This window comes from Alteripontixanthobacter muriae (genome assembly GCF_013336795.1).
GTDB classification, from domain to species: domain Bacteria; phylum Pseudomonadota; class Alphaproteobacteria; order Sphingomonadales; family Sphingomonadaceae; genus Pseudopontixanthobacter; species Pseudopontixanthobacter muriae.
On record NZ_JAAFZT010000024.1, the window covers coordinates 1 to 24,077 of the forward strand.

The 24,077-nt window shown below is 59.9% G+C and carries 19 protein-coding genes and 3 pseudogenes; 18 read left to right on the top strand and 4 right to left on the bottom strand.

From position 1 onward, the window contains the following. The first annotated feature begins 6 nt into the window (after window positions 1-6). A complete protein-coding gene (locus tag G7A66_RS08745) occupies window positions 7-543 on the top strand; it encodes a class I SAM-dependent methyltransferase (protein WP_332310522.1) in 537 nt (178 codons plus the stop codon). 84 nt (window positions 544-627) lie between these two features. Here G7A66_RS08745 and G7A66_RS08750 read toward each other — a convergent pair whose 3' ends face one another. Beyond that, window positions 628-1,332: a TetR/AcrR family transcriptional regulator gene (locus tag G7A66_RS08750; protein ID WP_332310523.1), complete on the bottom strand. Its 705-nt coding sequence runs from the start codon at window positions 1,330-1,332 to the stop codon at window positions 628-630. Between the two features lie 106 nt (window positions 1,333-1,438). On the opposite strand from G7A66_RS08750, the gene G7A66_RS08755 reads away from it, so the two are divergent. The 9 genes and pseudogenes from G7A66_RS08755 to G7A66_RS14225 all read left to right on the top strand — a co-directional run bounded on the left by G7A66_RS08755 (window position 1,439) and on the right by G7A66_RS14225 (window position 11,237). After that, a complete protein-coding gene (locus tag G7A66_RS08755) occupies window positions 1,439-3,739 on the top strand; it encodes a TonB-dependent receptor (RefSeq protein ID WP_174295320.1) in 2,301 nt (766 codons plus the stop codon). A gap of 79 nt (window positions 3,740-3,818) precedes the next feature. Next, window positions 3,819-5,108 (top strand): glycoside hydrolase family 1 protein, encoded by a 1,290-nt coding sequence (locus tag G7A66_RS08760; protein WP_174295321.1) that lies wholly within the window; start codon window positions 3,819-3,821, stop codon window positions 5,106-5,108. After that, window positions 5,105-6,529 carry an MFS transporter gene (locus tag G7A66_RS08765; RefSeq protein WP_174295322.1) on the top strand — a complete coding sequence of 475 codons (1,425 nt, stop codon included), beginning with the start codon at window positions 5,105-5,107 and terminating at the stop codon, window positions 6,527-6,529. Before G7A66_RS08760 ends, G7A66_RS08765 begins: the two co-directional genes overlap by 4 nt. After that, entirely contained in the window at window positions 6,526-7,608 is a 1,083-nt protein-coding gene (locus tag G7A66_RS08770) for an alpha/beta hydrolase (RefSeq protein WP_174295323.1), read from the top strand. The genes G7A66_RS08765 and G7A66_RS08770 overlap by 4 nt, the downstream gene beginning before the upstream one ends. Window positions 7,609-7,626: 18 nt before the next feature. After that, complete coding sequence (locus tag G7A66_RS08775) at window positions 7,627-8,697, top strand: alpha/beta hydrolase (RefSeq protein WP_174295324.1); 1,071 nt, start codon at window positions 7,627-7,629, stop codon at window positions 8,695-8,697. Window positions 8,698-8,720: 23 nt separating this feature from the next. Continuing rightward, complete coding sequence (locus G7A66_RS08780) at window positions 8,721-9,578, top strand: SGNH/GDSL hydrolase family protein (protein WP_174295325.1); 858 nt, start codon at window positions 8,721-8,723, stop codon at window positions 9,576-9,578. Between the two features lie 140 nt (window positions 9,579-9,718). Further along, a pseudogene (locus G7A66_RS08785) lies at window positions 9,719-10,089 on the top strand (phosphogluconate dehydratase); the annotation flags it as partial. A 9-nt stretch (window positions 10,090-10,098) separates the two neighbouring features. After that, a complete protein-coding gene (glk, locus tag G7A66_RS08790) occupies window positions 10,099-11,082 on the top strand; it encodes a glucokinase (protein ID WP_174295326.1) in 984 nt (327 codons plus the stop codon). Continuing rightward, window positions 11,079-11,237, top strand: a complete 159-nt coding sequence (locus tag G7A66_RS14225) for a hypothetical protein (protein ID WP_232366767.1) — start codon at window positions 11,079-11,081, stop codon at window positions 11,235-11,237. Before glk ends, G7A66_RS14225 begins: the two co-directional genes overlap by 4 nt. Before the next feature lie 390 nt (window positions 11,238-11,627). Here G7A66_RS14225 and G7A66_RS08800 read toward each other — a convergent pair whose 3' ends face one another. Further along, window positions 11,628-12,152 carry a DUF5710 domain-containing protein gene (locus G7A66_RS08800; RefSeq protein WP_174295327.1) on the bottom strand — a complete coding sequence of 175 codons (525 nt, stop codon included), beginning with the start codon at window positions 12,150-12,152 and terminating at the stop codon, window positions 11,628-11,630. Between the two features lie 2 nt (window positions 12,153-12,154). Next, the gene (locus G7A66_RS08805) at window positions 12,155-13,189 is read right to left on the bottom strand and encodes a DUF4268 domain-containing protein (RefSeq protein WP_174295328.1); all 1,035 of its coding nucleotides are present in this window, start codon (window positions 13,187-13,189) and stop codon (window positions 12,155-12,157) included. 204 nt (window positions 13,190-13,393) lie between these two features. Here G7A66_RS08805 and dcm point away from each other — a divergent pair, with 204 nt between their 5' ends. The 3 genes and pseudogenes from dcm to G7A66_RS08820 all read left to right on the top strand — a co-directional run. Further along, the gene (dcm, locus tag G7A66_RS08810; RefSeq protein ID WP_174295329.1) at window positions 13,394-14,359 is read left to right on the top strand and encodes a DNA (cytosine-5-)-methyltransferase; all 966 of its coding nucleotides are present in this window, start codon (window positions 13,394-13,396) and stop codon (window positions 14,357-14,359) included. Window positions 14,360-14,656: 297 nt separating this feature from the next. Next, a pseudogene (locus G7A66_RS14620) lies at window positions 14,657-14,956 on the top strand (DDE-type integrase/transposase/recombinase); the annotation flags it as partial. A 189-nt stretch (window positions 14,957-15,145) separates the two neighbouring features. After that, a pseudogene (locus G7A66_RS08820) lies at window positions 15,146-15,607 on the top strand (IS110 family RNA-guided transposase); the annotation flags it as partial. A 47-nt stretch (window positions 15,608-15,654) separates the two neighbouring features. Here G7A66_RS08820 and G7A66_RS08825 read toward each other — a convergent pair. Continuing rightward, complete coding sequence (locus G7A66_RS08825) at window positions 15,655-16,593, bottom strand: ROK family protein (protein WP_174295330.1); 939 nt, start codon at window positions 16,591-16,593, stop codon at window positions 15,655-15,657. Window positions 16,594-16,740: 147 nt separating this feature from the next. Here G7A66_RS08825 and G7A66_RS08830 point away from each other — a divergent pair, with 147 nt between their 5' ends. From G7A66_RS08830 to G7A66_RS08850, 5 genes are all read left to right on the top strand, one after another. Then, complete coding sequence (locus G7A66_RS08830) at window positions 16,741-18,225, top strand: carboxylesterase/lipase family protein (RefSeq protein ID WP_174295331.1); 1,485 nt, start codon at window positions 16,741-16,743, stop codon at window positions 18,223-18,225. A gap of 9 nt (window positions 18,226-18,234) precedes the next feature. Next, a complete protein-coding gene (locus tag G7A66_RS08835) occupies window positions 18,235-19,008 on the top strand; it encodes an SDR family NAD(P)-dependent oxidoreductase (protein ID WP_174295332.1) in 774 nt (257 codons plus the stop codon). Between the two features lie 118 nt (window positions 19,009-19,126). Then, the gene (locus tag G7A66_RS08840; RefSeq protein ID WP_174295333.1) at window positions 19,127-21,334 is read left to right on the top strand and encodes a TonB-dependent receptor; all 2,208 of its coding nucleotides are present in this window, start codon (window positions 19,127-19,129) and stop codon (window positions 21,332-21,334) included. 4 nt (window positions 21,335-21,338) lie between these two features. Beyond that, window positions 21,339-22,742: an FAD-binding oxidoreductase gene (locus G7A66_RS08845; RefSeq protein WP_174295334.1), complete on the top strand. Its 1,404-nt coding sequence runs from the start codon at window positions 21,339-21,341 to the stop codon at window positions 22,740-22,742. Continuing rightward, window positions 22,739-24,040: an MFS transporter gene (locus G7A66_RS08850; protein WP_174295335.1), complete on the top strand. Its 1,302-nt coding sequence runs from the start codon at window positions 22,739-22,741 to the stop codon at window positions 24,038-24,040. The genes G7A66_RS08845 and G7A66_RS08850 overlap by 4 nt, the downstream gene beginning before the upstream one ends. Window positions 24,041-24,077 lie beyond the last annotated feature (37 nt).

Consider the following 24,077-nt stretch of genomic DNA (forward strand, 5'->3'; position numbering starts at 1 on the left):
GCAAAAATTGCCGATGTTGGGTGCGGGATCGGTTTCTCCACTTTGATCATGGCCGAAGCTTTTCCGAACAGCCGGTTCATCGGCTACGATTTCCACGAACAGTCGATCGGGCAGGCGACGGCCCATGCGGCAGCTCACGGACTGAGTGATAGAGTCAGCTTCAAGACAGCACCCGCGAAGCAAATCGCGGAAACCGACTTCGACCTAATCACCATGTTCGATTGCCTGCACGACATGGGCGATCCCCAGGGTTGCGCGGAGCACATGCGGCAGCTGCTGAAGGAGGACGGCTCCTGGATGATAGTGGAGCCGATCGCAGGAAACAGCCCGGCTGAGAATATCGGCAACCCGGTTAGTCGCCTCTACTACAACGCCTCGACCATGATCTGTGTGCCAACCTCACTGGCACAGGAGGTCGGCGAAGCGCTTGGCGCACAAGCAGGTCAGGAGAAGCTTACACAGCTCCTGACGGGAGCCGGGTTCGGCAGCGTGCGGAGGGCCGCCGAAGGCCCGTTCAACATGATCCTGGAGGCGCGTCCGTAGCAACCCTTGCGATGAAAGAAGTTTTTGAGCCGCTTGCAGACTGACAGCTTTGCAAACGATCTAGCGGACAGGCGACACTTTTTCTCAGGCCACGGACGTTGAGCGACCCGATCGAGATCGTTCGATCAACCTTTGAAATATGCTAACTGCGTCCTCTGTTTCGGCCTTATCGGGCGATAAGACGCTCGATAATGCCAAGCCACGAATTGCCCACACAAAGAGCCGAACAGTTGCCTTGGTGTGGGCGGCGTCACCTGGAATCCAGCCCATGATCGCATCGACTGAAGCCTGCTCCACACTTTTCTGAGTAGGGATCACCAGCGCAGCCAGCTCTGGATCGCTCCGCGAGGCCTGCAAAACCTCGATCACGGCCATCCCCGAGGGCTGACTAAAGACTTCCCACAAGATTGAGGGCCACGCTTCCAGCCGCGTTAGATCGACGCCCTCTCGCGCTAGTTCCTGGTAGTGGTGTCGTTCTTTCTCATAGACGAAGGTAATTACCTCCGACATCAACTGCGCCCGCGTGCTGAAATGGTAGATGATGGACCCCCGGCTTACGCCGGCCTCATCTGCGATCACAGCCGTGGTAGCCGCGTTATATCCCTGCTGGTGCAGCACGGTCACTGCCGCTTCGATTAGAGCAGCCTTCGTTTCTTCAGTGCGTTCCGCCTGAGTGCGACGAGGCCGCGGGGACTTTGATGAGGTCGTGATTGATCTGATCCTTCGTTGGGTCGGCGTCACATGTTTATAGCCGATCCGCTCCAAAAGAGAATTCTCTCTCACCCGCACCTTAGCTCTGGTCAACTTACTTTCGTTCTTGACGGGAAGTTATTTGAGGTGATTACTGCTGCATATCGCGACTCAGGATTAAGCCTGAGCAGGAGAGGAAATCGCTATGAGAGCTTTCAATGTCCTACTGGGCAGCAGCCTGCTGACGATTGCGTCGCTGGCTCAAGCGCAAACCACGGAGACTTTTCGTGCTGGTGAGTCCGTTCAGGTTCCCGGGGACGAAGTAGCACCCGAGACTGCGGCTGAAGAAGCAGATGTCGGCACCATAATTGTCACCGCCAATCGGCGTGAAGAACGCCTGCAAGATGTACCGGTCGCGGTCACTCTGGTGGGCGGTGAGCAGCTCACCCGGCAGAATATCAATGCCGTTGAAGATCTCGCGCGCGCTGCTCCCGCGCTCAGCAACGCTGGCCCTCCTGGTTTCGGTGCGCTCAGCATCCGCGGGATTGGCGGCCTTTCCTTCTCACGTTCGTCCGAAGGTAGCGTGGGCGTGGTAGTCGATGGTGTCTCGCTTGCGAACACTTCGACCAACCCGCCGCTGCTGTTCGATGTCTCGCGCGTCGAAGTACTCGAAGGGCCGCAGGGAACGTTGTTCGGACGCAACTCTTCGGCTGGCGTCATCAATATCACCACTAATGCGCCTGATCCCTCCGGCGTCGAGGTAATAGCACACGCCGACATCGGCACGCGCAATAATTATATCGGCCGCGGTGTCGTAAATCTGCCGATCGCCGCCAACGCGGCGCTCCGGGTCACGGGTTCATATAGTCAGGACCCGCAAGTTCAGCGCAATCTGTTTGACGGAAGTTTTTCCCGCCGCGAAGCAAAGGCCGCCCGTGCTCGCTTCCTTTGGGAGCCGAGCTACAGCGCCTCGGTCAACCTCTCTGCGGACTACACAGACAGTGACGTGGAGGGGGGCGCTCCCTGGGCAGTCTACGCATCCAGTCCGACTAGCCTACTGACTGCGCGCCTTGCAGCTTGCGGCGTTGAAATCCGTCCCGACAATCAGGAGGGCTGCGTCGACCCCAGCATCGTCTCGTCGGCGACAAGCTATGGTTTCTCCGGCCAGATCGACCTCGACATCGGGGGCCCCACGCTCACTTCGATCACCGCCCTCCGGCGGGTCAGGTCGGGCACGGATCAAGATGCCGACAGCACGACGGCCAATCGGTTCTTCCAAACAGTGGACGACAGCATCAACAACTTTAGCCAAGAACTGCGTGTCTCCTCATCGAACACCGGCTTGGCTGAGTACGTCGCTGGCCTCTACTACTTCAAGAGCAACCTCGACGCCCTAACGGTTCAGTCTGGTCAAGTCCTTGCTGACCTGCCCCTGATTGGTGCCTGCCCGTTGCCTGCGCCGGCGCTCTGCGGCCTAACTCTGGGTCAGTCGCGGCCGGTAAGCACTAGCACTGAAAGCTATGCCGCCTTCGCACAGGCAACAATCAACGTCAGCGACCGGCTCCGCTTCATTCTCGGCGGCCGCATCGGTCGTGAAGACGTGAGAGCTGCTTCGCCCGGCTCGACGGCGGTACCCGGCGCGCTTGCGCCGTTCGCACCTTCGGCTGCTATAAGTGGTCGGGCAACCGACACATACTTCTCGTACCGCGTGGGTGCGCAGTACGATGTGACTCCGGACGTCATGGCATTTGCCACCTATACTCGCGGCTACAAAGGTCCGGCGATCAACGATACGGCAACCAACCCTGCGACACCTCTTCTAGTCAAGCCGGAGATACCGAAGTCGGCCGAAGTCGGCTTCAAGGCCACTCTTGCCAACGGTCGGGCCGCGCTCAACGCTACTGCATTTTATACGAAGGTCGATGATTTTCAGGCCCAGTTCTTCGACCCTTCGATACCAGCATTTATTTTCGGTAACGCTCCTGAGTTGACGTCCAAGGGCGTGTCTGCCCAGCTCTTCGGCCGGCTGGCGCGCGGGCTGACGACAAATGTAGGCGTGACTTACCTCGATGCTGAATACGGCCCCGGCTACTCGATCGCTGATTTCCGTAATGTGGTAGTAAGCGCCGAAGGCCAACAGCTTGTTGCTTCCTCCAAGTGGAACGTAACCGCCAGCGCCGAGTACACCACTGCGCTCTCTGGCGCGCTGGACGCCTTTATTCAAGCCGACATGGTCTATAGGTCGAAGTCATTCTCCAATGCCGCCAACGACCCGATCTTGGCGACCGAGGGCGCAGCAATCTTCGGTGGACGTTTTGGAGTCCGCACGAGCGACAAGAAGTTCGGTGTGTCTGTTTTTGCCCGCAATATCTTCGATACATTCCGCGCTTCGACTCGTTTCGCCACCCCGATTGCCGCGCAACAACTCGATCCACTTTCCTTCTCGCAGTTTGTGGGGCCGGAGAGCAATCGCGTCATCGGGCTGTCGCTCGACGCGCGGTTCTGACGCCCAAGATCGCTGTCTCCCATCTTTGGACCTGGACCACAGCATCCGAAGAAGCGCGAACTCTGAAGGACCATTTGTAATGACTGCCGCATTTCCTGCCAATTTTATCTGGGGTTCGGCGACCGCTGCACATCAGGTTGAAGGGAGTAACTTCAACTCCGACTGCTGGGCGCTGGAGCACGCTCGACCATCCCTTTTCCGGGAGCCATCTGGCGACGCAGTCGACCAGTGGAACAGGTTCGCAGACGACGTCGCACTTCTCGCGGCGTTGGGGCTGACATCGTACCGCTTCTCCATTGAGTGGGCTCGTGTTGAGCCAAACGAAGGGGAGTTTTCTACTGCGGCGCTCGACCACTACCAGCGTTGCATCGACGCCTGCTTGCAGCGTGGCATCGAACCGATCATCACACTTCACCATTTCACTGCGCCCATATGGCTGGCGCGCAAGGGTGGCATGACGAGTTCGGAGTTTCCGGAGCGCTTTGCACGATATTGCGAGCACTGCGTGCGAGCGCTGAAGGGCTTCAGCATTGTCTGCACCTTGAATGAGCTGAATGTACCGCTCGTAGTCCGCGAAAAGATCCAGAGCCTTATTTCAGATCCCTCGTCCCAGTCAGCTGTTAAGGCTGCCGAGGCGGCGCTTGGCTCTCCCCTGACAAGCATGTTCCTGTTCACGCCAGAGGAAGCACTCCTTAGTCACGGCCTCGCAGCTCACGCCATGGGCCGCGATGCAATCAAATCGGTCAGACCGGAGGTCCAGGTAGGCGTTACACTCGCCATCCAGGACGAAGTTGCGGCAGAGGGCGGGGAGGCTCACCGAGATCGGCGCATCGCGGAAACTATCACCCCGTTCCTGGAGGCCGCTCGCGGCGATGATTTCATCGGCGTACAAAACTACACCCGCATAGTATCGCAAAGCGATGGTTCGGCGGGACCCGAACCGGGGCACCCTCTTACAGTAATGGGCTATGAGGACCGTCCGCAGGCACTTGCCCAGGTGTGCCGCTATGTCTGGGAACAGACCCAAACGCCCATCATCGTAACTGAAAGCGGATGGGCAGGAGATGACGACAGGCGACGCCAAGCGTTCATCGAAGAAGTTCTCGAAGAACTTCATGGCGCAATTACCGATGGTGTGGACGTGCGGGGTTTCTACTATTGGTCGCTCCTCGATAACTTCGAGTGGCTTGCCGGCTACGGGCCTCGCTTTGGCCTGGTCGATGTAAATCGCACATCACAGCGCCGTTACATCAAGCCTTCAGCGATAGCTTACGGGGCTATAGCGCGCCGGAACGGTCTGCCGAATGGAGATCGCTCAACAGCGAATGGATCGCGCCACCTTCTGTCAGGCTCGGCCTTGGGAATATGACCGCCGCGAGCTTAACGAACAGATCGAGTGACGAGGAAGGGGCCTTTCTTGAGCCTCAGTATACGGACGGCGCTCCATTCCGCCGGTACATGCTTCTCCTGTCGCTCGCCGCGATGTCGATCGCAGCCGTCTGGGGCGGATTGGGAAACCTGATCATCCCGCTGCACGTACAGCAGATCGAGTTTGCGCAGCATTTCCGCGGATTAGACGCCGCGATAGATTTACAACAGCTTATCGGACTGAAGGCGCAGGTGGGCGCAGGCGAGGTCTTGCCGAGTTCCGAGCAGCGCCGTCTTCTGAGCCTTCTAGACCGCTTCGATGCGGCGAGGGCCGCCAATCTCGCGTTTGTCATTTCGGTTGGTGTCTTCATGACAATGTTGGCGCAGCCAATCGTCGGCGTATTGTCCGATAGGACAAGAAGTGTTCGGGGTCGACGGGGACCTTGGATATTAGGAGGCGCATTTGTCGCTGCTATTGGCCTCGTCGGCATCTATCTGTCCGCGACTGTCGCAGCACTCGCCCTGATGTGGTCGGTTGTCCAAATGGCTACGAACGCCGCCATGGCGCCACTACAGGCAACTGTTGCAGATAGGGTACCTGAGAATAGGATTGGAACCGTATCCGGTGTGACGGGCTTGGGCGCGATGCTCGGCTTGGTACTAGGAGCAGTCGTCGCCGGTGCGCTATTCCAACGCTTCGGCGTGGCGAGCTACTTACCCTTCGGTTTCACTCTTGCCGTCTTCTGCTTGCTGTTCGTGCTCCTGTCGCGAGACCGTCCGTCGACGCATATGACCGTCGCGCCTATCACGGCAGTCGGATACCTGCGGTCATTTACGATCGCTCTGCGCGATAGTGACTATCGTTGGGTTTGGATCGCTAAGGTGCTGCTCATGTTCGGCTTCGCGGTGAGCACAGCACTCACCGTTTATATGCTTCAGAGTTACATCAGTCCTGCCCTTAGTGCAGAGGAGGCTGCTGAAACTGCTCCATTACTGCTGGTAGCCGCACTGCCCGGCATCCTGATCGCCATGTTCTTGTCAGGCCGTCTGTCTGATCGACTGGCCAAACGTAAACCTTTCGTGATCGCAAGCTCTCTGCTGTTTGCGGCTTCAATGGCGGTGCCTTTGATTTGGCCGACATTGCCCGCTCTGTTCGCCCAGACCATCGTTGCCGGCGTCGCGCTCGGTGCTTTTCTCGTCGTGGATCAAGCATTGTTTATTGATGTTCTACCTGATCGTGAGTGTGCTGGACGAGATCTTGGCATCGCAGCGTTGGGGGGCAACTTAGGTCAGGCACTCGGGCCAGCCCTCGCTGGCGTGATCATCGCATCAACCGGAAGTTACCGGTTGATCTGGCTCACGGGACTAATCGCCGTCCTACTCGCGGCCCTAGCGATCCTGCCGGTCAAAAAGGCGAAATGATCACTATGGCCCGAAGCGCAGTCGGTTTTGCGCTAACGAGTACCGCACTGACCGCACTCATCGGCAGTGCGGTCGCCGCGAGCCCCCGGGGGCAATCGACAGAAATGGAGAAAACAGTGCGCTACGAAGTACCAGAAACCGTTTCGCCCGAGGCGAAGGTAGCGCTCCAGCAGGTCTATGTTTTGCTTAGCCAGATGGCCCAGGCGCCGCGAAGCGCACCCAGCGCCGACGAGGACTGGGATCGGCGCAACGATATGGCAGAGGCTTTAATCGGCCCGAGGGTGGCGGCAAACGCGGAGGCTCTTGGCATCACCGCAGTTGAAGACACCATCGGCGGCGTCCCGGTCCTGCGGGTTAGACCTCCCGGCCACACCGGGCGAGGCCGCACTCTTCTTTATGCGCACGGCGGCGGATACGTCCTGTTTTCCGCCAGGACTTCGTTGACTGTCCCCGCCTTGATGGCTGTTGCCAGCGGAGACGAGGTCATTTCAATCGACTACACCTTGGCCCCGCGCGGCAACTGGCAGACCGCAACGGACCAGGTAATTGCGGTTTACCGCGGCGTTTTGGCCGATCGCCAGCCGGGTCAGATTGGATTCCTCGGGGACTCCGCCGGCGGAGGACTTGTGGCCGGCGCTGTGTTGAAGATGCGAGACCAGCAAGTGCCGCTGCCCGGGGCGCTTTATCTCCTGTCACCCTGGTCAGACATCACCGGGACCGGCGACAGCTATGCCACTCTTGAGAGGGCCGACCCATCGCTCGATGCTGAAAGCTTGCAGTGGGGGGCCGACGCCTACGCCGCGCCCGCTGACCAGAAGAACCCGTATGTGTCTCCCGTATATGGCGACTACTCTCAAGCTTTCCCGCCCACGCTAATACAAGGCGGCACGCGAGAAATATTCCTCAGTCACTTCGTGCGGCATTATCAAGCCATCCGCAGCGGCGGGCATGTCGTAGTGCTCGACCTGTACGAAGGGATGCCGCATGTTTTTCAGGCGCTGGCACCTAGCATTCCTGAGACCACCACATCAATGCAGCGAGCAGCCGAATTCTTTGATGCTCATTTGACGCAACGCTGAACAGAACCGGATCCTGACGTGGTTGCATCACCTGCCGAACATCCCTTGCCACCCGATCGGGGACGGCGATTTTTCGCAGCAATCGGGTTCCTGGTGCGCGGCATCAAGGCCTTGCCAACGCGATTGCGCGAAAGGGCGCTCGACTCGTTGGGGAGCGGTGTCAGCACCGCTTTGCCTCCCTTTCCTGATGTGCTCCGGCTGGTCGAGGCTGCGGGGGGCATTCCAGATGGCAAGTTGTGGCAAGATCGGCTTCTTGCAGATTGCCCGGCATTGCGCGCGGTTCGTCTCCGCGAAGTGAGCGAGGATGGTCACGGGCGTGTTCGCGCCCGCCTTTACCTACCTCCCAATGGCGCGCCCAAGCCTACCGCGGCGCTGGTCTGGGTGCATGGCGGCGCCTTCGTGCTTGGTAGCCTCGATGCGAAGGAGGCGCATTGGTTGGCGATGGAACTTGCAGTAGGTGGCATCCCGGTGCTCTCGGTCGACTATCGGATGTGCATCGGAGGCGTTCACTACCCGACACCGCTCGAAGATGTGTTGAGTGCCTGGTATTGGGCAGTCGCCAATTGCGATTACTTTGGCGTCGACGCAAACAGCCTGCATATTGGCGGAGGCAGCGCAGGCGGGTGCTTGGCGGCCAGCGCAGTCCATCGATTGCTCGACGCCAGTGAACAGCTTCCGGCTTCGCAGATCCTCGCCTATCCTGTCCTCGAAGGCCGTCTACCGCCCCCGACGCCGGAAATGGCGGCCGAGCTGGCGGTCACAAAGCTGCCGTCGGACGCTTGGGTCGCCGAGATGTTTGCCAACTGGTCCGGTGCGGCTGATGACGACCACCCGCACGTAGCTCCAGCCTTTGCAGATCCCAAAGGCCTCCCTCCTACATTCGTACTTACGTGCGGGCGCGATGCACTCCGTCGGAGCAGTGAGCCCTATGCGAGGAGGTTATCGGATGCCGGTATCGCAGTGTGGCACGAAATACTTCCTGAAGCCGAACATGCACCTCTCGATCGCCCTGGTACACCAGACGGCCTAAGGTCTGTGGACCGAATCCGAACGTGGCTCACCCGCGGCATAGCCGGAATGGCCGCGTGAGATCTTGGCACTCTGCAAGACGAGTGGCACGTTTCGGCCTCGGCGCTTTGAGCGCCTTGATCATGCTCGCCTTGGTCATCGCGCTGGGTCTGGTGCTGGATGCGCGCCGGACACCGACAGCTGAGCCTGAGTATGTAGCGCTGGGCAGCTCGTATGCAGCTGGAGCCGGGCTCGGCCCAAGACAGGCTGGCAGTCCGATACTCTGCAGCAGAAGCAATGAGGGTTATCCACCCCGCGTCGCCCGGGCGCTCGGCCTTAGGCTCGTCGACATGACCTGCAGCGGTTCGGTCACGAAGCATCTGCTGACCGGCGGGCAGTTTTTCCAAGACGCGCAAATTCGTACGCTGGGTCCTCAGACGCAGCTTGTAACCATCACGGTGGGCGGAAATGATATTGGTTTTGTACGGGATCTCTACCTCCTAGCAGCCCGCAGATCGGATACGATGCTTGGGGGGATGGTGAGAAATCTGTGGAGCGGTCCTCCCAGCGCGGATCAGCGCGACTACGGCAAGTTAGAGCGCGACCTGGTTGCGCTTATCCGAACAATTCGCACGCGATCGCCATCCGCGAAGGTAATAATAGCGACTTATCCGACGGTCCTTCCGCGCAGCGGCACCTGCGAAGCATTAGGATTGAGCGCAGGTGACGCGGCTGTGATGCGACAGGTCGAAAGCCAGCTCTCAACTGTGACTCAAGCGGCGGCTTTAAGCAGCGGCGCGACTATTGTCGACATGAACGCAGCCGGAGTTGAGCACAATGCCTGCTCGGCTGCGCCCTGGACCAAGGGATGGGGAGCCATAGCTGAGTCCCCGTTTCATCCAACGATAGGCGGAGCGAAGGCAACGGCAGAAGCAGTCATAGCTGCAATTGAGAATCGCTAGGCATTGGGTGATGCTGTGCGCGTTGGTTGGGGGGGGACATGGATCTATTGGAAGTTCGGCGGCAAAACATAGATGGTCTGGCCGACGGTCCGTACTTGCGAGGCCCCAAATCAGTCGTTCGGCACGTTGAGGCGGCTGAGCGCGCCAACGGAATGCCCGAATTGCACAAGCTGACCCCGGTCCTGGGTGTTTTGCAGGATCGGGGCTATCGCGTCGCGCAGGTGACCGACGGGCGCATGTCGGGCGCCAGTGGCAAGGTGCCAGCGGCCATACACTGCCCGCCCGAAGCGCTGGGAGTGGCCCGCTCTCCCTGCTCCGCGATGGCGATATCGTGCGGCTGAGCGCCACCGACGGAACGCTGTCCGCCGCTGCGGACCTGTCGCAACGGGAGCCTGCACCGATGGACGAAGCGCAAGGCGGGATGGGCCGCGAGTTGTTCGCCATGTTCCGGCATTACGCCGATGAAGCAGAAAAGGGCGGCTCCGCCATGCTTGCCACCGCGGGTTTGTAGGGAACGGCCATGCAGATCACCTGTGCCGACATCGGCGGAACGCATGCCCGCTTCGCCATCGCTACCATCGGGGACGACGGCAAAATCGCTCTGGGCGAAGTGTCGACTTTTGCCACGCAGGATCATCCCGACTTTGAAAGTGCGTGGGAGGGATTTCGCGAATGCTGCGGCGGAACCCTTCCGGACGGTCTGGCCATGGCGATTGCTGGCTCTGTCAGCGAGGATACGATCAGCTTCACCAACAATGACTGGACAATTTCGCTGGATGATGTGCGGGAGGACACCGGTATCGAGCGCCTGACCGTCATCAACGACTTCGCTGCCATCGCGCATTCGATAGCGCGAGCGGATGACGACCACCTGCTGCACCTGACTGGCCCTGAACATCCATTCGCGGATGAAGGCACGATCAGCGTGATTGGCCCCGGCACCGGGCTGGGCGTGGCGTATCTCTATCGGGATGGAAAGGGCGGCTATCGTGTGCGGGCGACTGAGGGCGGTCATGCGAGTTTCGCCCCGGTGGACACGGTGGAGGACGCGATACTTGCCCATCTGCGCCAGCACCATGAGCGCGTCTCGGTCGAGCGCGTTGTATCCGGCCCAGCTATCGTCGAGATCCATCAGGTTTTAGGCGAACTGGAAAACCGCACTCCATCGGACCTGGACGATGTCGAAATCTGGAAGCGCGGCATGGAAGGCTCCGATGACCTTGCCGCAGCCGCTGTCGACCGGTTCTGCATGGCGCTCGGAAGCGTAGCCGGAGACGTGGCCCTGACCCAAGGCGGCTTCGGCGGCGTGGCGATCGCCGGCGGGCTGGGCCTGCGCCTGTGCAAGACGCTGCAATCCTCAGGTTTTGCCGAGCGTTTCACTGCCAAGGGGCGCTTCGCCGATCTGATGAAGGGCATTCCCGTGAAACTCGTCACTCACCCGCAACCGGGATTGTCGGGAGCGGCGGCCGCATACTGTTTAGAACATCCGGAGGCCTGCTCATGAAGCCGATCGAAACCATCATGCGGACCGCGCCAGTCATTCCGGTGATCGTGATCGACGATGTGCGCCACACATCAAGGAGGCTTACCGGGTGCTGGCTGGCAAAGAACCCGCTACCTGCTACCTGCTGCCGGATGCGGACGCTCCGCGAGGGATGAAGTTTCTCTACAATCTCAATCGTTTCAGCGTTGCGACATCCCGCGCGAAACGCGTGACAATTCTGGTCGGCTCATCGCAAGTCTTTGAGGCCGAGTGCCGCACACCCCGGCAGATGCAGCTTGCCAATGCGTTTCGTAGGTATCGTAAAAGTGCGATCGCAAACTGAGCCTGTTTCTACATGAGCCATCAAGCAATGCCTTGAGCAATGGAACGAGACTAGCCGCTTTATTATTCACTCCTGTCGTGGCCAGCGTCGGAGGTTCACTAAGCGTCTGCTTTCAGGGAATTGCCGGGAGAGGGCTAATAACCGAAATTAGGGCGCATACCCGACATTCCGTCACGCTTCGGACCGGCGTTCATCAGTGTGCTGCAGCTTGGGAAGCTCGCCGTCAGGATCCGGAATCCGGCAAGAAGCCGAGTTCAGACGCTTTCTGCAACGCGCGAACTTCACTGTCAGCGATCCACCAGACCTTCTGCGAAGCGTCCCAGCGGGCGCCCAGCTCCTTCGCTTCATCCTTGCGGGCAAAGGGAACAGACAGTGCCACGCGTTCGGCGGCATTTCCAGCCTGCTCCTGCCGATGACCGTGGCGGCCCAGAGCCGCCTTGATTTCTGAGCTGTCCGGGTTCCGCTCAATCGCATGTGCTGCCCAGTCGGGCGGAGCAATCTGCCGCCAGGTCTTGTACGTCCCTGAAGCGGGAATACGGGCAAGCTCTTCCTTCAGCTTCCCGTCCAGCGAATAGATGTCCGCCAGGACCGGCGGGTTGCCGTAGTAGGGTGGACAACCCGACAATTCTCCTACCGCCACTACTTTCGCGCAGGTCGCGTCCCATGTTGTGCGTCGCAGCCAGAATCCAGCCTTCCCGTGAGCAACATACATCTGGAAGATATTCGGCTGATCGTCGGGAATTGCCATGATCAGCTGGCGATGCTGCCACTCTGGGCGAGTGCAGGGGGCGCAGCCTCGTTGCCATGATCTGCCCACTCGGCGGCATCGAGGACGCGGACCCTGTTACAGAACACATTGTGCAGATCGTTTAGGCGTACAGCGAGCCATTGGTGCTGCCGCGGCCAGTCCTCCTTCGCCTCCGGATCAACGTCGTCGAAGTAGACCGAGATCCGGCTGTCGCGCCTCTCCGGCAATTCTTCCCAGTCGAGCGGGTATCCGATCTCCTCCTCGATCGCAGCCTTCTGCTCCTGCAGCAGGTGGAAGTATGCCTTGGCCTTGTCGGTCGAGATATAGAGCTCGGCCCTGATCTGCCGCTTCGGTCTGATCATGACCGCGCCGATGTTGAATTCGCTCCGGCCCACCGGATAGGCCATCCATGATTGCGGCTGAGGCTTGCGATTGCCGGAGACCGGGCCTGCCTGCCTGTCGAGCTCGGTGTGCAGGCCGTCCCAGTAGTCGCGCTGGAGGAGGCGCAGGTCGGTCAGCTCGGACTCATCGATCGCGCGCGCGGCCTGATGGACCGAGCGGGACCAGTCATTGGGTTTCGAGACCATGTTGAACTTGGGTGCGGCAGGGGAGTCCCCAATGCGCCAGAGTTCAACCTCGAGCCCGAAGAAGCGGAAGGTCTCGTCTGTGATCCGGTTGAGCCAGTCGAGGGTCGAGCGGTGCTCTTCGGTGAACCGCGCGGCGATCCAGACGATCGTCACTGCATCAAGGCCCGAGGCATAGGTGAGAAGTTGACCCAGATGACTGTGATCGGTGCGCTCGAGCTGGTTCTCGATCAGCACCCAGTCACGTGAGCCTGGATCCTTGCACAGGATGTCGGCGCGGAAGGGCCCCACCGCCTTCTCCTGCGCCTCCAGTTCCAGATCCATCCCCAATGTCTCGCCGAGGATCGAAAGGTTTTCCTCGCGCGCAAGCCATGGCGTGAAGTCGGTGGCCTCGCTGAGCCAGATCTCGCGAAGGTCGACACGCGTGAGGCGTCCAAGTGATTTGCTGTCCATCGCACCTTCCTGACAAGGAACTGTTGAAATCAAGTTGCCGCCGGATGTGCCGCATCGAGGGGCGTCAGGCAAATACCGGGAGGAGTGGTACTGCAGACCTGTGGACGGCGCCGAAACAAATCAGGAACAAATCCTTGCCTTCCGGGACTCTCCATGCCGTTCCGGCAGCAGATGACCCAGCTCGGGTCCCGTCCAGGAGAGTACATGAAACCGCAAACCAGCAGCTTTGCCACCGACTTTGCAAAGGCGGGTCTTGATGCAGAAGCACTGGCCGAGGAGTTCGGCCAGTCCGTGCGGCAGATCAAGCGCTACATTGCAGGCGAGAGCAGGGTGCCTAAGCTGGTTGGCGAGAAGATGCGCGAAATTGCGCGGGTGAGGACGCCTGAATCATCGGAAAAGCCCGCGTTCCGCTTTATCGACCTGTTCGCCGGCATCGGAGGCATGCGGCTCGGGTTCGAGGCAATCGGCGGCAAGTGCATTTTCACGAGCGAGTGGGACCGCTGGTCGCGGAAGACCTACCTCCTGAACTTCCCCGATGGCGACGATCATGTGTTTGCAGGGGATATCCGTCCCTATGGCGAGAACCCCGCGCTGATCCCCCAGCATGATGTTCTGCTGGCGGGGTTCCCCTGCCAGCCATTCTCGCTGGCAGGCGTATCGAAGAAGAACTCGCTCGGCCGTGCGCACGGATTTGCCTGTGAGGAACAGGGCAACCTCTTCTTCGAGATTGCCCGCATTCTCGATCATCACCGCCCGGCAGCCTTCCTTCTGGAGAACGTGAAGAACCTCAAAGGCCATGACAAGGGACGCACATTCGAGGTCATCCGCACCACGCTCGAGAAGGATCTGGGTTATAAAATCCAGACCCGCATCATCAGCTCTGCACCATTCGTGCCGCAGAAGCGCCAGCGGATCTTCATCGTCGGCTTTCGCGAGGATGCAGGGTTCAGCTTCGACGATTTCGACCGGTTCGTTCCCCCCGAGGAGGAATGGCCAACGCTCGGGAGTACCCTCCAGTCGCACAACGAGGTGGACGCGAAGTACACGCTGACCCCGAAGCTGTGGAAGTATTTGCAGGACTACCGGAAGAAGCACGAGAAGGCGGGCAACGGGTTCGGGTTTACCGCCCACGGGCCGAACGACGTTGGCACGGCTTCAAACCGAACATGATGTCCTGCCGTTCCTCGGGCAGCACATCCCCGCAGGAGAGGCGCAATTTCACCCGATGCCTGACGAGATGGTCGATTTACTGGCGACCTCTCCGGACTTCGATCCGCCGGATAGAGGCACTCCGCCGGTTTGGTTACGGCTGTCGGGGGAGGGTGATCAGGCCGCCGAAATTATCGTTGCAAGACCGGCTGCCGATGGCGAGCTGTGGATCATCTCACCTGCGAAAAAGGAACCTCTACGAAGTCGGAAATAGAGCGTGTCCAAATTACAGATGGATGAGCCCGCCGCATCTTACTGCGTGATAAACTTGCCGCCTCGGCCGCAAAAAAGGCTCCCCGGAGACCAGAGACAAGCACCTGCTCTGCGGTTAATGAAGAAGGTACGTGTCACGGATCGCCTGAAACGATCACCACAGAGGACATGCGCTCCTACAAGGCAGCCATGACTGACCTCGGAAGTGCCGAGAAGCAGGAGGCCGGCCGCTGGGCCAACAACCGGGTGGAGAACTCACACCTGCCGTTCCGGCAACGGAAGCGGGCGATGCTGCGGTTCCGCCAGATGAAGGCACTACAGAAGTTCGCCTCAGTCCACGCCACGTGCACAGCTACTTCAACTCCTCTCCTGAGGTGAACCTCATGGCCTGGGCCATGCCGGGAAAGGGGAGAGCTGCGTCGATCGGAGACAAGTTGCGATTATACTGATGAGGTGGATGGCCCCTGTGTTGAACGACGGTGAGTCGTATTGTGGGCTGTTGTCGAAGCAGCTCGAGCAAGAGGACCATTCACCATGGAGATTACCACGATCGGCCTTGATCTGGCCAAGTCTGTTTTCCAGCTCCACGCTGTCGATGCACAAGGCGCCGTTGTCTGGCGCAAGAAGGTCCGGCGTTCGGCACTTTTCGACACGCTGGCGAAGGTTCCTCCCTGCCTGATCGGGATAGAGGCTTGCGCCACCTCGCATCATTGGGCGCGTGAGATCTTGGCCCTGGGGCACCAGGTGCGGCTCATGCCGCCAGCCTATGTGAAGGCATATCTCAGGCAACAGAAGAACGATGCTGCCGATGCCGAGGCGATCTGCGAAGGGGTACGCCGCCCGACCATGCGCTTTGTTCCCGTAAAAAGTGCAGAGCGACAGGCGGTGCTTGTCCTGCACCGTTTGCGCGAACTGCTGGTTCGCCAGCGCACCATGATCATCAATGCAATTCGCGCCCATTGTGCGAAGTTCGGATTGGTTGCAGCGCGAGGCTCAGCAATGGCATCGAATTGCCTCAGAGCGGAGGAATAATCATCCGAATCTCACCTCGGATGATGGCCTGCCTGCAAAGCTAGCTGACCGAGCAGGATCGACCCTACGGCGCCTGAACCGGGTACAAGTTGAGGCATGACGATACGCTGACGGGCACGACCGGGCAAATAGCCTTGATCGAGCATGTCTGCGGCGTTCCTAGTCGCGTCGATCAGACCAGGTGTCTGCATAACACCTCCGCCGAGTACGACAATCTCAACAGCTACTGTGGCAGCGAGGGTATGACAAAGTTGGCCGAGATACTCTGCTATCCAGCGGCGACCTGTGTGGTCAGGCGACAGGTCGGACAGCGACTTACCGTAGCGTGCAGCTATGGCTGAGCCAGATGCAAGGCCCTCCAGACAATCCCCGTGATAAGGGCACACGCCCGGAAAATCTTGATCACCTTCTGCGCGTCTTGGAAGAATGTGGCCCATTTCAGGATGACCCAGTCCCAGAACGGGCTTGTCATCAATGACCAGGCCGACCCCGATTCCGGTTCCAACGGTGATGTAGGCGAGCGATACCGCTCCGCGACCGGCGCCGAAACGAAATTCTGCTAGTGCAGCGCCATTGACATCCGTGTCGATGCCGACCGGAATGCTGAAGCGTCTTGCGAAGAAACCGCGCAGGTCGCAGCCGGTCCAGCCAGGTTTTGGCGTCTCGAGAATATGGCCCCACCGAGAGGATGATGGATCGAGATCAATTGGGCCGAAGCTGGCTATCCCCAGACTCTGCAACTGGTCGAACTGTTCGAACCATCCTGCAGCCTGCATCAGAGTGATCTGAGGATCGGCCGTCGTGATCGTCGTGCTCGCCAGTATTTCAGTAGGAGAAGTGCCGACCGATAGAACGAATTTGGTACCGCCCGCCTCGATACCGCCAATGAGCGGGGCGGAGAGGTTTGCGCAGGCAGGTTTTCCTGTATTCTGCGAAGCTGACGAAACCATGGTCTTCCAGACTGCGAGTGGAGGCATTCTGGTGAAGCAGCAAACCGGCGGATTGGCGACCGCTTCCCGGTGTGCGGCAAAACCATACTGCCAGATGGCATAATGATGGTTGATGCACTTCCTGCTGCCACGTGTCAGTCAGGCTGAATGGATGATATCAAGAGCGTCGACGAAATCCAGATTACCGGCGGAAAAGTTCGCGGCAGGTTGCGAGGCGGCATAGTCGAGTACCTTGGCGTGCCATACGCTGCCCCTCCTGAGCGCTTCGAGTTGCCGAACGCTCGCGAACCCTGGTCAGGTGTGCTGGACGCTGCGGATAGAGGTCCGGCAGCACCCCATCGTGTCAGGGAGTTCCCGCAGATCGACGTCGAACCCCTGATCGGCAAAGGGAGTGATGGCAGCGATGGTGACTATCTGCGGTTGAACGTCTGGGCACCCGAAGATGCGAAGGACGCGCCGGTCATGGTCTGGGTGCATGGCGGTGGTTTCGTTGTCGGCAGCAAGGATGCAACCATCAGCGACGGTGCGTCATTCGCTAAGTCGGGTGTTATCTGCGTTGCCATGAATTATCGGCTCGGCGTTGACGGCTTCCTTCCGGTGCCGGGTGCTCCGACCAATCTGGGCCTCCGCGACATCCTGTTCGCGCTGCAATGGGTGCAGGATAATATCGCTGCGTTCGGCGGTGATCCTGCGAATGTTACTGCTTTTGGTGAGAGTGCCGGAGCGATGGCTATCGCCGATCTGGTTACGTCCCCGCTTGCTGAGGGGCTGTTCGGCCGCGCCATAATCCAGAGTGGACATGGCGGGATGGTACGAGACATCAAGGTCGCACAAAGGTTGGTCAAGAAGCTTGCAAAGAAGCTCGGCATCAATCCCGATACCGCTGGCTTTCGCTCGGTTTCAGACAACGCATTGATGGACGCAATCGAAGCCGTTTCGAAGCCCAATGCCATCGATTTGCGCGACGAAGAAGGCTTTGAGCCGGTTTACGGGATCAGCCGCTTCATTCCGGTTTATGGCGACGACGTGCTGCCGAAAAAGCCTATCGATGCTCTGCGTGCGGGTGCCGGGTCCCGGATCGATGTGCTGATCGGCACGAACGCAGAGGAAATGAACCTCTACTTCGTGCCGACCGGTGTAAGGAACAAGCTACCTGGTTTGCTTGCATGGTGGCTGCTCTCACGCTCCCAACCGAAGGCGCGAAAGGCGCTCAAGGCCTATGGTCTGGGCCAACGGGGTTTAAAGCCGGGCGAGGCCTTCACACGCGCGACGACCGATCTCGTCTTCCGCTGGCCGGCACGGCAATATGCTACCGCTCATGGGGGGCGAAGCTGGCTTTACGAGATGGAGTGGCGTTCACCGGCGTGTGATGGCGAACTGGGGGCCTGCCATGGTGTAGAATTGCCATTCGTGTTCGACACACTCGATACTGTTACCGGTCCAAAGGGGCTTGCGGGCAGCAATCCGCCAAGCGATTTGGCCCGCCGCATACATGGCTTGTGGGTCGAATTCGCCAAGGACGGAACTTTGCCCTGGGGCCGATGGAATGACGACCGGCTGGCCTACCAACTTGCAGCGGGCAAAACCGTGGTGGAACCGCCCATGCCTGCCGCCCTCTTCCTTCCTGACTGAGGACCCGTCATGTATCTTGAGAAACTGCGGCTCGACGGTCGAGCAGCTTTCATAACGGGCGGCGCGCAGGGCATCGGCTTCGCCTGCGCAGAGGCGCTTTGCGAAGCAGGAGCGCGCGTAGTCATTGGCGACCGTGACGAGAAGGCACTTGCATCGGCTGTCGAACAGCTTGCCCAAAGCGGCGGTGATTGCCGCGGACAGGTTCTGGACGTGACTGATCCCGCGGCGGCTGCCGACGCCGCCGAAGCGATGCTGACAATGGAAGGCAGGATTGACATCCTCATCAACAATGCCGGCATCGCGCGCAGCGAAACCCCTGCAGAAGACGTGCCCGACGAACTCTGGCTGAATGTGCTGGACGTCAATCTCAACGGCACCTTCTGGTGCGCGCAGGCGTTCGGCCGATACATGCTGGCGGCGGGGAAGGGCAGCATCGTTAATATCGGATCGATGAGCGGCTTCATCGTTAATCGGCCGCAAGCGCAGAGCTATTACAACGCGTCCAAGGCGGCAGTTCACCAGCTTACCAGGAGTCTCGCTGCCGAGTGGGCGGACCGCGGCGTACGGGTGAACGCAGTGGCGCCCACCTACATAGCGACGCCGCTGAACGCCTTTGCGGATCGGGAAAGCGAAATGTACCGCCGCTGGATCGACGGCACCCCGCAAGCGCGGTTGGGCGAACCGGAGGAAGTCGCCTCGATTGCCTTGTTCCTAGCATCGGACATGGCATCTCTGATGACCGGCAGCATCGTTCTTGCCGACGGGGGCTATACCTGCTGGTAAGCCTTTCGGCACACTCTCTCTGACGCACGGCAAAGATTGGCGCCTTTAAGACAGGTGCTGTAGCTGTCATACAGGTTCGCATAACAAAAGTCCTAAATAAGGACGTTGGGAGAGCCTGATGAGATTGCCGTTCCGCCTTGAGCTTCTTGCCACCGTGGCCGCGTTCGCCTTTTTGCCAAATGCCGCGCAGGCGCAGACAACGTTGGAGGATGACCCTGTCAGCGCGACAGGCGAGACCACGGGTGATCCCGTCACCGCTGAAGACCTCAATGAAGGATTGATCGTCGTCACCGCTCGCAAGCGGGAAGAAACATTGCAGGACGTGCCGATTGCGGTGACCGCAATAGATGGCGACGTGCTCGCCGCCCGCGGCTTCAATTCCGTGCGCGAGGCTGCGGCATTGGCACCCGGGCTGAACATAAATAGCGATGGCGGCGGGCGAGCTTTTGTTGCGATCCGCGGAGTGGGTGTGACCCTGGTGCAATCGGTTCAGCCGGGGGTCGGCCTGTTCGTGGATGGTATTTACCGGCCAAACACAGCCTATCTCAACAATCCTCTACTCGATGTAGAGCGGATCGAAGTGCTGCGCGGACCGCAGGGCACGCTTTACGGCAAGAACACGCTGGGCGGCGCGATAAACGTCATCACCCGCCAGCCCGGCAATTACTTCGAAGGCCGGGCAAGCGCCAGCTATGCCGGTCCCGACGATCAGCTCGTGGTCGCCGGTTCGATCTCGGCGCCCATCATTGATGACCGGCTTGCAGTGCGAATAGCGGCATCGCACCAGGAGCAGGATGGTTTCATCCGCAACACCTTGCTCAATGCCGATGGCAATCCGTTGAATTCGAATTCGGTCAACGGAACCGTGCGGTTCACCCCTGCTCCGTTTACGCTGACAATCAATGGGTATTACGACGGCATAGACACGGTGAACACGCCCTATTCGCGTGTAGCCGGGCCAGACGATTATTCGCGCGAGATTGTGGTCAATTCGCTCAACCGGGTCGAATATCGCTACCGCGGGGTCAACGCCAAGCTCGAGATGCCGCTGGAGGGCATGAGAAGCAACCTGACCCTGATCGGCGCGATCGATGCGCGCGACAGCGCTACCGATGATGCCGATGCAGATTTTGGATCGGGCGATTTCGTCCGATCGACAGGTGGGGACGATCTGCGCACGAAGACAGCGGAACTGCGGCTGGACACGCAGTTTTCCGACACACTTTCGACGCTGTTCGGTTTGTTCTACAGCAGGGAAGAAGTAACCGCTCGGGATGTCTCGACGATCAAGGGAGCCTTCACCGGTCTGCCCTTCGACATTGTGCGCAGCTCCACCAACGAAACACGCGCCGATACGTATGCCGTGTTCGGCACCCTCTTCTGGGAGCCTTCGCCGGAATGGGAGGTGTCGCTGGGTCTTCGCTACGATCACGAGGATCGTACCGCCAATGGCAGCGTGATTACAGCTGTCGGACCATTGCCGCCTTCCGGTGGGCCGCTCCCGGAAGCAACTCTCGAGTCCGATCAGGTTCAGCCAAAACTGACGGTGACACGCAACTGGACGCCCGGTCTGATGACCTATGCCTCGATTGCGCGCGGATATCGCGGCGGCGGCTTCAATGCTCCCACAGCGCCCTTTCGGACCTATAATGGCGACAGCGCATGGACCTACGAGGTGGGCGGCAAATTCGCTTCCTTTGATGATCGCGCCAGTTTTGCCGCTGCTGTCTTCTACAATGATTATTCCGATTATATCGGCTTGAATTCCATCGCCCCTGCAGCGGGTGGCGGGCTGGTAACGGTGGACCTCAATTCTGGCGATGTCGAAAGCTACGGACTGGAACTGGAAGGCTTCCTTCGGCCTGTGCCCGCCTGGACGATTACGGGGGGGCTGACGCTGCTTCATGCAAGGCTGACCGACACGACGCCTTACACAGAGCTGACCGGCCGTACCCTGTCTTCGGACCGGCTCACTTTCCAGCCGGACTGGATGGCCAATCTGGCGACCGAATACACCTTTGATCTCGGCGGGGACAGCGAGTTCGTCCTCAGCGCCAATGTAACAGGCAAGGGCGAGCGCCTCGCCGGTACGCTGAACGAAACCACGCCAACGTTCCTCGACAGCTACTGGTTGGTCGGCGCGGCTGCAACCTACCGCCAGGGGCCGTTCGAAGTGGCGGCCTTCGTGCGAAACGCACTCCAGGAAGATTATTGGGAAAGCTACATCGAACAAACCACGCTGCTCCTGGCCGGCCTTCCTGCCTCCGACTTGGGGATTATGGGCGATGCCCGTCGCTACGGCGTCCGCGCCAGCATGAGGTTCTAAGATAATGTCGGACGCCGGACACACTCCCGCGAAGCGCCACATGCCGGACGGTTTTTCGGATCGATTGCGGGAGAGGTTCGGCGACCAGTTCGAGAGCGGAGATGCGGTTCTCGAACAGCACGGATCAAGCGAATCGCATTACCAGAACATGCTGCCGGATGCGGTGATTTACGCCGAACGCACGGAGGATGTGATCACTCTCGTCAACATGTGTTCCGATGCAAATGTGCCGATCATCCCGTTCGGCGCGGGGACATCCATCGAGGGCAATGCTGCAGCGGTCAGTGGGGGCATTTCGCTAAACATGACGCGGATGGATGCAATCGTCGCAGTCAATGCAGAGGATTTTGATTGCGTGGTACAGCCGGGTGTCAGGCGCGAGGAACTGAACCAGCACCTGCGGGATTCCGGGCTTTTCTTTCCCATAGATCCAGGTGCCAATGCGACGATCGGCGGGATGGCATCGACGCGTGCAAGCGGTACGAATGCCGTTCGCTATGGCACCATGAGAGACGCCGTCCTGAGCCTTCGTATCGTCACGCCCGAAGGCAAGGTAATCCGCACCGCAAGACGCGCCCGTAAATCGGCCGCTGGATACGACCTCACCCGGCTTTATGTCGGTTCGGAAGGTACGCTGGGGATCATCGTGGAGATCACCCTTCGCCTGCATCCGATTCCAGAAGCTATTTCGTCGGCGGTCTGCAGTTTCAAGTCGTTGGACGGCGCGGTCGACACTGTCGTTCAGGCGATCCAGTCGGGCGTTCCGCTAGCGCGCGTGGAGATCCTCGACGCCTTGCAGATGCGCGCGGTTAACCGCTGGTCGAAGCTGGACTATCCCGAAGCGCCGACCTTGTTCTTCGAATTCCACGGCAGCGAAGGCTCGGTCGCTGAGCAGGTTGAGATCGTCCGCATGGTCGCCGAAGGTAATGGCGGCGGAGAGTTCGCGTGGTCCAACCTGCCCGAGGAGCGCAGCAAGCTGTGGCGTGCCCGGCACGACGCGTATTATGCCGCAGTCAATCTGCGCGAAGGTGCGATCGGCTGGGCCACCGATGTGTGCGTGCCAATCAGCCGCCTGGCAGAATGTATTGCGGAAACGCATGAGGACCTGGAAGCGAGCACCATCCCTGCGACGATCCTGGGACATGTCGGGGACGGCAACTTTCACGTGGTCTTCTCCATCGATCCTGCGATCCCCGACGAACTGGAAGAGGTCGCCCGGATTAACGAGCGGCTGATCGCGCGGGCGCTGGCAATGGACGGAACCTGCACCGGCGAACACGGGATAGGATTGGGCAAGCAGGGATCGCTCGTTGCCGAACTCGGTGAGGCAGTGGAGCAGATGCGCATGATCAAGCGGGCATTCGACCCCCGCAACATACTAAACCCCGGAAAGATCTTCGCCCTATGACCGGCTCTGCGTCCGCAACGATCGCCGCGTCCGACAACGCTCCGGCGAAACAGCGTGCCTGGCCCATCCTTCTCCTGCTGGCGCTGGCCATGGCGACCGGCAACATCATGCTGGGCGTCTTCGCTGCCGTGCAGGAGCAGGCAAAAGCGGAACTCGGCTTCAGCGACGTTCAGATGAGCCTGCTGAACGGTCTTGCCGTCTCCATTCCGCTGGCAGCCCTGGCGATACCCGTCGGCCTGCTCGTCGACCGTTCGGTGCGCGTGCGCCTGTTGCTCTGGACCGCCATCGCATGGACGGCTGGCACGTTACTGACCGCTTTCGCGCAGAGCATGACCCTGCTGTTCGTGGCGCGAATGCTCGGGAGCTTGGGCGCTAATATTTCCACCACCATCGCCATCTCGCTGGCTGCGGACATATGCCTTCCGGAACGCCGAGGACGGTCGCTCTTGCTGCTGACGATCGGAAAATATGCCGGGGCCGGACTTGCTTTCGCGCTCGGCGGTTGGCTTCTTGGCTTATTCGTCGAGCGTGGTGGGCTGATTGGACTGGCGCCCTGGCGAAGTATTCATCTTGTGCTGGGGATCGCCAGTCTCTTTGTTGTGGCTGCGCTTGCCTTCCTTAAGGAACCGCCGCGGATGGAAACGCGAGTGGGGCCGAGTGCGCCCATAGGCGAGACCTTTCGTGAGCTCTTTAGCTACTGGCGCTTCTTGGTCCCGCTCTTCATTGGTCAGATCGGCGTCTTAATGGCCGATGCCGCCGCGACCATCTGGGCGGCCCCGGTTCTCGCACGAACCTATGGTGTCACTCCGCAGGAGTTTGCCGGATGGTTGGGAGGCGTCATATTCGGAGCCGGCATTCTGGGCGCCATCATTGGCGGAATTGCCGCCGATGCGGGGCATCGAACGGGCAAGCGCGGAGGGATCGTCATCGCAGCGATCGTCGGATCGATTATCGCTCTGCCGGCCGTTCTCTTCCCTCTGGCTGAGAGCGTCCCTCTGTTCGGCTTCGCGCTCTTCGTCCTGCTGCTAGGCGGAACCATCACAGGGCTGGTCACGGCTACCGCGCTCGCCGTGCTCCTTCCCAACGAATTGCGTGGCCTGTCGATCGGCACATTTCTCGCCGTGGGCGGTCTGGTCGCGTTCGGCCTCGCCCCCACGCTCGTGGCAATGGTGAGCGAATGGCTGGGCGGCGAAGACTATCTTGCGACCGCATTGGCGCTTGTTGGTGGTGTTGTGAGCGTACTCGGCTGCATCGGCTTCATCGTTGCCTATCGTACTGCTCCGGAACCTATAAGATAGGTATTGCTCGCTTATCAGGCAGGTGGTACCGGGAATC

Bases quoted from the DNA above. Each gene is read 5' to 3' on its own strand.
- G7A66_RS08835 (WP_174295332.1), top strand. From the start codon at position 18,235: ATGTATCTTGAGAAACTGCGGCTCGACGGTCGAGCAGCTTTCATAACG.
- glk (WP_174295326.1), top strand. From the start codon at position 10,099: ATGCAGATCACCTGTGCCGACATCGGCGGAACGCATGCCCGCTTCGCC.
- G7A66_RS08825 (WP_174295330.1), bottom strand. From the start codon at position 16,593: ATGGTTTCGTCAGCTTCGCAGAATACAGGAAAACCTGCCTGCGCAAAC.
- G7A66_RS08800 (WP_174295327.1), bottom strand. From the start codon at position 12,152: ATGGCAATTCCCGACGATCAGCCGAATATCTTCCAGATGTATGTTGCT.
- G7A66_RS14225 (WP_232366767.1), top strand. From the start codon at position 11,079: ATGAAGCCGATCGAAACCATCATGCGGACCGCGCCAGTCATTCCGGTG.
- G7A66_RS08850 (WP_174295335.1), top strand. From the start codon at position 22,739: ATGACCGGCTCTGCGTCCGCAACGATCGCCGCGTCCGACAACGCTCCG.
- G7A66_RS08805 (WP_174295328.1), bottom strand. From the start codon at position 13,189: ATGGACAGCAAATCACTTGGACGCCTCACGCGTGTCGACCTTCGCGAG.
- G7A66_RS08770 (WP_174295323.1), top strand. From the start codon at position 6,526: ATGATCACTATGGCCCGAAGCGCAGTCGGTTTTGCGCTAACGAGTACC.
- G7A66_RS08765 (WP_174295322.1), top strand. From the start codon at position 5,105: ATGACCGCCGCGAGCTTAACGAACAGATCGAGTGACGAGGAAGGGGCC.
- G7A66_RS08845 (WP_174295334.1), top strand. From the start codon at position 21,339: ATGTCGGACGCCGGACACACTCCCGCGAAGCGCCACATGCCGGACGGT.
- dcm (WP_174295329.1), top strand. From the start codon at position 13,394: ATGAAACCGCAAACCAGCAGCTTTGCCACCGACTTTGCAAAGGCGGGT.
- G7A66_RS08755 (WP_174295320.1), top strand. From the start codon at position 1,439: ATGAGAGCTTTCAATGTCCTACTGGGCAGCAGCCTGCTGACGATTGCG.
- G7A66_RS08830 (WP_174295331.1), top strand. From the start codon at position 16,741: ATGGATGATATCAAGAGCGTCGACGAAATCCAGATTACCGGCGGAAAA.
- G7A66_RS08840 (WP_174295333.1), top strand. From the start codon at position 19,127: ATGAGATTGCCGTTCCGCCTTGAGCTTCTTGCCACCGTGGCCGCGTTC.
- G7A66_RS08760 (WP_174295321.1), top strand. From the start codon at position 3,819: ATGACTGCCGCATTTCCTGCCAATTTTATCTGGGGTTCGGCGACCGCT.